The sequence below is a fragment of the Companilactobacillus futsaii JCM 17355 genome (assembly GCF_001435505.1).
GTDB classification, from domain to species: Bacteria; Bacillota; Bacilli; order Lactobacillales; family Lactobacillaceae; genus Companilactobacillus; species Companilactobacillus futsaii.
The window spans coordinates 1-7157 of record NZ_AZDO01000098.1 but is presented as its reverse complement, the minus strand read 5'-3'; the positions used below and the strand labels follow the sequence as shown (position 1 = coordinate 7157).

The 7157-nt window shown below is 33.0% G+C and carries 4 protein-coding genes; 2 read left to right on the top strand and 2 right to left on the bottom strand.

The genetic code is table 11. The features are described from left to right. Nucleotides 1–106: 106 nt before the first annotated feature. Together FC88_RS13150 and FC88_RS07695 are read left to right on the top strand one after the other, a co-directional pair. Nucleotides 107–2620, top strand: a complete 2514-nt coding sequence (locus FC88_RS13150) for an SbcC/MukB-like Walker B domain-containing protein (protein ID WP_057814410.1) — start codon at nt 107–109, stop codon at nt 2618–2620. Nucleotide 2621: 1 nt separating this feature from the next. After that, nucleotides 2622–3419 (top strand): DUF2399 domain-containing protein, encoded by a 798-nt coding sequence (locus tag FC88_RS07695; RefSeq protein WP_057814408.1) that lies wholly within the window; start codon nt 2622–2624, stop codon nt 3417–3419. Nucleotides 3420–3996: 577 nt separating this feature from the next. Here FC88_RS07695 and FC88_RS13145 read toward each other — a convergent pair. Beyond that, nucleotides 3997–6366 carry an SLAP domain-containing protein gene (locus tag FC88_RS13145; protein WP_057814406.1) on the bottom strand — a complete coding sequence of 790 codons (2370 nt, stop codon included), beginning with the start codon at nt 6364–6366 and terminating at the stop codon, nt 3997–3999. A gap of 497 nt (nt 6367–6863) precedes the next feature. Next, nucleotides 6864–7130 (bottom strand): hypothetical protein, encoded by a 267-nt coding sequence (locus FC88_RS07685; protein ID WP_057814404.1) that lies wholly within the window; start codon nt 7128–7130, stop codon nt 6864–6866. Nucleotides 7131–7157 lie beyond the last annotated feature (27 nt).

Below are 7157 nucleotides of genomic sequence, written 5' to 3'. Positions count from 1 at the left end.
TCTTAACTTTTCTTTATTTTTCCAAAGTGGCTAACTTGTTCTTGCAATTTGCGAATTTCAAAATTATGTTTCAGATAAAATTTATGGGTTTAATGATCTCAGGAGTTTGCACCAATTAGCTGCAACATACAGATTATTAGCTTCACCAATTTTGACAGCGGGAAATGCTCGTCTGACACCAATTTTGGAAGCTATGAAAAATGCCCAAGAAGGTATTGATAATCAAGTTATTGATTTTGTTGCAGATACCCAAAGAGAAGTTAATCGAAAAAAGGCTATTTTTGAAAGACTATCACGAGCGCAGAAACGACTATATCGATTAAAAAGAGAAATCTTTTGGAGAAATTTGAATCGTTTAAAAGAACTAACATTAGATCCATATGGCAATAATTATCAAAAATTAAATAATCAACGGAGCATTAAAGAACGTTTGCAACATCGTTTGTCCGATTATATTCATCAACTAGAATTGTTGAAACCACAATTAGAGCAGGCTGAAAAGCAATTTCAACTATTGCAGCAACGTCAAGCTGAGCAAAAAAATATTGAAAATCAGCGTAAAGATAAGCAAGACTTAGTGGATAATTTGTTAAGTAAAATTACTAGTTATAAATTAACTAAGCAAAAATTTAAGCAACAAAAATCAAGTTTATTAGAAGCCCAAAAGAAGTTTGATGAATTAAACAATAGTAAATTGGATTTAAATTCAGAGATATTACCATTAGAAAAAGATTTGACAGACTTAGCAACTAATTTGGGTCAATTAACAAATATCGTTGACCAATCAGATTTGAGTTCCAAGTTAACGGATTTAAAACATTATTTGAGGAAAATAAAAAATTTACAAAAAGATTATGACAATATTTTAAATAATCAAAAGCATTTGACTGAAGATGTCCAGATTGTCTCAGAGATACGTGAAAATATGGATGGCAAGATCGATTTACGGACTAATGGTCCTGTTGTTGGTCGCATTCGAGAAGGATTGCATCAAGATAATTTAGATGTACATAATGCCGGTGCTGCTAAAATGAATATTCGCCATGCTGAATTGGAACAGAAACGTTTAGACTTATTAGAAACAAATCCGGATTTACAAGAATTTTTAAATCACGAAGCTCTATGGTCAAAAATCAAAAATATTGCTGATAAATTACAGCAATTAAATGATGATTTGAAAGATGTAGATAATAAAATTGAACGTCAAACTAGTAATATTTCTAATATAGAAAAAGAAATTTCAGAAACAAAAGAAATTTTAGAATTAAACTATAAAGGTTTTGATTTAGATGATCAAAATGACAAAATAAATAAATTAAGACAAGAAATTGCCAAATTAGTAATTGATCCGGATTTAAATGTTAAAGTTGCCCAAGCTAAAGAGACTTTAAATCAATATCAAAAATCACAAGAAGATTTGGGTATTAATAAAACCAAAGTAGAAACAGACATTAAAAATATTAATAATATAATAAAAGAACTTACTCAAACTCTGAATGATTTGACAACGCAAACAGAAGCAAATTTAAAAATTTTAAATCCTTATATGATTGAAGGATTTAAAATTGAAACAGTCTCTGAAGCAATGAATTTTTTGAATCAACATCGTAGCGAAATTAGGAATAATAGTTTTGGAGATTTATCTGATAAGATTGGTAGACTTATTCATACTAATAATGAAAATGGAATTGATCCTTATGCTTTGGATACTATTTTTGAGGATCGTGGTCATAATAAAATTGCCAGTGCAATGCGACGTGAACGCTCAGTCGATCAAGGTGATTTACGAGTAGTACCATTTGATATCAATCAAGCACAGGATTTAATAGCTAAAGATAAAGATGCTGTTGAAAGGTCACTTGAACAATTGAATTCTGGGAATGAAGTGGCTCAAATGACTTATTTGGAAGCAGCGGTTCATCAAATCTCAGATCAGTATGATTTAATTGATGGTTATAACGAAATGCTGGCACGCGGTGTACATTCATCACAAGGAATTCAATTAAAGGTTTCGTTGGTCCCTAAGGATATAGATGAACAAGTCATCGAAGAAGCTCGTAATACGCATTTGACGCAACGACCAGCCTTATTGAAGGAAGTTCAAAATCGCTTAGAAAGATTGGCCAATGATGGTAAAGTGGCAGATGATGATGAATTGTTTACAGAAGAAGCTCATCAATTATTGGATATTAGACAATGGTCCGATTTTCAAATTTGGATTCATCGAAAACAAGCTGAAACTGGAGAATTTGAACTTGTAGATGATAAATTTGTTCAGTCAGGTGGATCGGGTGCTGAAAAAGCTCAAGCAATGGTCTTGCCATTATTATTAGTTCCTAAGATGGTCTTGCATCGTTCAAATAGAACAGATACACCACATATGGTTATGTTCGATGAGTTTGCTGACAAGCTTGATCCGGAGACTGCAAAATCTTTTGCTAGGACTATCGATCACTTTGGATTTAATTTTATTGCTACTATGCCTAGTGGGGCACAAAATAAGATTTTAGCTGACGGTGTGGAAAATATTGCTTATGATGTGATTGCACCAGCTAAAAAAGATGATGGAAAATTTCATAAAAATATTGTTCGACCAGCAATGACTTGGACGAAGGCATAAAATGAGCGACTATATAGATTTCTTTGAAAATAAGACAGGTAAAAAAGCTCCCAAAGATGCTGAAAAATTAGACGTCTTGTTTGATGCCATCTCAAGTGATAAAGTATTACCTCCGCGAGGTCAACAAGCTGTGAACTTAGGCTTTACAGCACATACGTTGAATGATCCTAGTGAAAATCCAATGATTTATAATTATTATCAATGGATTTTGAAGAATTTTTTTAAGGGTAAATCGATAAACGAATTAAGTTCGCAACTGATAGGGATGTCATTTGTTAGTGCTAATATTTTTGAAACTAATTTACCACAACCAATCACTTTAAATCCTTGGCAAATTGAGAAAATGCATGGCTTTAAATTGATGAATCAAAAGGCAGTTGTTATTGAAAATAATGGTGTCTTTATTTGGTTACATAAATTGCATCCTAAATGGCCATTGATTAATCAAACTGGTAATGATTTTAATGAATCTTATAATGAATTATTGAAGAATTTGGTTGATGAACAAGGATTAAAATTAACATATTTAGGTGATTTAGATAGTGATGGAATTAGGATTGCGGATCATCTTTCTACACTATTGAATACTGAATTGTTTAGTATTCAAACTCCAACAAGGATTTTTAATTGGTTAATTAGATTTGGTAAAATTGATAAAAAAAGAACGCGAAAAATCTATGTTCAGAATGAAGTGTTAAGTCAAGAAATGGAATCCATTAATACTTTAGGAAAATTCGTTGAACAAGAACAGCTTATAGCAGAATATGAAATATTAATTGATCAATGGTTAAAAAAATAGAGTCCTCACTTTTATGGTTCTTTCTTAAGTTAGGTTACCGTTAGATGTCGTCATCCGTTCTGCTTTGTAGATGCTGGAACGTACTGGGCACAACTTTAAGCCAATTCCAGAACCGGGAACTGTCTTAAAGCTTGACCTTTCACTAAGCGATAAATCGCTAAGTGAAATTTCAGTACTGAGCATCCACAAAGCTGCCACTCCCGACTGGAAAACGTCATTTATTGTTTATTTCAAGTGATTCAGACTAAAAAATAGCATCTATTCAGATATAGTCGATCAACGCACGGCTGTCATTATCTGAATAGATGCTTATTTGTTTGATTCTATAAAAATTGAAAATCACTATTTAGTCCGGAATAGCAAAGCAAATTGGCTCAGTAGTGAAATTATTCTTAGCAACTTGTTGCTTAGAATAAGGCCGAGTTTTGAGATTTTGCGCACTTGGTTTATGCAAAAGCTTAAAATCGCGCCCACTACGTTCCAGCCAAATTTTCTTTGCTATGGAGGACGGCATATTACTACCAACCTAACTTAAGAAAGAACCCTTTTATGTGAAGACTCTATTTTTATTGCTTTATTACATAACTGTAACTGCATCAATTGGAACAAATTCATTGGTAGCAACACGGTAATAACTCTTGCCATTGATAGTTGCGATACGATCTGTGTACCAAGCTGTATTAGCAAGCAATGAACGATTTGTTACAGTGTTACCTTTAGAATCAACTAATTGTTGATTATTGTTTGTTTGAATAACTTGACTCTTATTTTGGTAAACATAAACATTTGAAGCTTTAACCCATTCGTTAGTGGCAACACGATAATAAGTTTCACCGGCAAAAGTCATGTCTTTATCACTGTACCAATCGGAAGCTGTGTTCAAACTACGGTTAGTAATCTTAGTTGTGTCTAGTTTGTAAAGTGAAACTACACCATCTGCAGGGTGAGTAGAAACTAGACGGTCTTGATCATTGATATTGTCGGGTGAATCAGGAGATACTACTGGATCTGTTGGGTCAGTAGTTGATGAACTGTTGTTGGAACTTGAATTTGATGAAGTATTGGAGCTGGAAGATGAACTTGAACTTGATGAACCAGAATTGTTTGTTGCTGGATCAGCAGTAACTGTAACGGTCTTAGTAATAGCTGTGCCATCTTTTAAGTTGTATGTGTAAGTAACTTCAAAAGTACCAGCTTTAACGACTTTGCCATCTTGTAGAACGCCATCTTGGTCGTTGATTGTTGTAGTTATGGCACTGATTGCATCATTTCCGGTTAGGACATTGTCATCGTTATCTTGAACTGACGTTAGGTTGTCTGCAGCAGTCCAATTTTGACCGACTTTAGTAGTACCATCTTGAGCATTGATTACATGTCTTAATGTGATATAAATAGTGCCAATAGTTTTAGTTGAATTAGTTTCAGAATCATCATTATCATTAGAATTTGGAAGAAGTGAAACACCGGCATCATATCCGTAATCTTGATACGAATATTCTGTTTGTTGAGATCCATCTGAATTTAAAAGAACAGAATAACCATCATTATTTGCTATTTCGGTAATACCTGAATGTACAAGATCGACATAAGTGACGCCTCCATAGGTTAAGTCAGTTTTGTCGGCATCAACACGCAAATCTTTATTGTAGGTATTAAAGTTATCAATCTGAATGTCACTGCCACCTGAATAGATTGGCATTTTATTTTGAATTTCTTGGTCCGCTGCTGTATAAGAGATACCTAATTGATTGACTGTATAAGCAGGATATTGGCCTTGGAAAGTATCGTTGCTAATATTATCATCTTGATTTTTAAATGTAATATTAAGATTATCCCATCTGTAATAAGGATTAAGAATGTAAACACCGATTTTTGCCTTGTTATTTTGATGAGTGCTTGTATTATTATTTGTTAAAGGGAGATTTATATTAAGGGATTGGCCCGCTTCTATACTTGTGCCATTTGGATCAATATAGATTTCCTTAATCGTAGAAGGGTCAACATTTGTTGTACCATCATAAGCTATTCTACTGCCACCTGTAGTAGTATCATAGGTGATTTTAACTCCTGCAGGGAGATCTTTAAAAGCCTCAGTAAGGTCAGCATCTTTTGATATTGTAATGCTGTTATTCCAATTGTATGCGGGTAAGAGAATATCTGTACCATAGTTACCTGTGCTCTGATCTGATGTGTTAACAATTTTATAATTTAGAGTAACAGATGAATTGTTGTATACAATAACACTGCTATTCTTATCGTCATCTGTAGATTTTGAGGAGGCTGTCCCATTCTCATTTGTTACAATAACTGAAGCAGAAGTTTTAACAGGATCTTTATAATTGTTTACATCTCCATCGGCTGTAGGTTTCTGTACTAATATATTAGAAGTATCTACATTTGAATCTTGTGAATCAGCATCTTGGTTACCATTGACATCTTCGTTTGCTTGGGAACCATCGGTGTTGGGGTTACTTTCAGTATCAGTTTCAGAATTTTTGCCAATTGTGTCGTCATTAGATGTCCCAGAATTGGAATCATCATTAACATCGTTAGATTCTTGATTGGTATCATTGTTATCTTGATCAGTATTTTCTGAACTATTTGATTTGCCATCTTGACTTTGAGTATCTAAATTCTTCATAGTAGTATCGGTATTGTCATTTTGTTGTTGGTCATTATCAGTATCTGTTTTACTATACGAACTTGTACCATCAGTTCCGTCAGTTTCAGTAGTAGAATCAATATCTTTTTGAATACTAGAATCATCAGCTACAGAGCTATCTTTGGTTTCAACAGTATCTTCAGAAGCGGCATCGCCAGTTTTAGAATCTGCGGCGGTGTCAGCTTTAACATTATTAGTTTGCATTAGTTGGAAACCTAAAGCTGCTACACCAAGGGCAGTAACGATAAATTTTTTGTTAAATTTATTTAAGTTTTCTTTTGTCATAATATATCCCTCGCAGTTCTGTATGTATATATCTATAAAATCTTTGTCTTGTTATTTGCTTTACAACTCGTATTATAGGTACGTTTTGGATATAAAAATGGTCATAATGTATAAAAAAATGTTTTCTAATCTGAAAGGTATACATGGATAAAATATCAATGGATGTTGTTATATCAGTATCTTTAGATAAAAATTTAAAAGTGATTTATATATAAAGGAATGATTCCGGAATTCAAAAAAGCTACTAGATTTGACTTGATAATAAATTACCCACTTTTTGAAAATAATTTTTTTCAAACTTGGATGCACTTACAAAATAATGGAATGTATAATTCTACTTGTAAATAAAAATACGACTGAAAAATTCATTTGATTACAGATACTAATTTAACCTCATCAATTTTATTAGAATTAGATCAAGTGATGATCTCAAAAAGAATCCCAAAAAAATAAACTCGAAGTAGAAGTTGTCTACGACGAGTTTATTAAGATTGAGTTTATTGAACAGCATCTTTAGAAATAAACTTAGTATTAGGATTTGTACCAGTATAATTGTAAAGTTGTTTTTGAGCGGAGATGTTATCAACATTCCAATCAGCCTCAAATGCAGAGTTTTTAGCGTTGATTCCAAGGCCAACGTTAGGACCAGCATAAATTAAAGCAGCACGGTGGCCAAAGTGACCGGCTGTACCCAATGGGTCGACACAATTATCTTCGTCATACCATTGTTTTAATAAGGCAGATTGCAAGAAATAACCGAACATTTTTTAAAACTTAATATTTTCCATAAA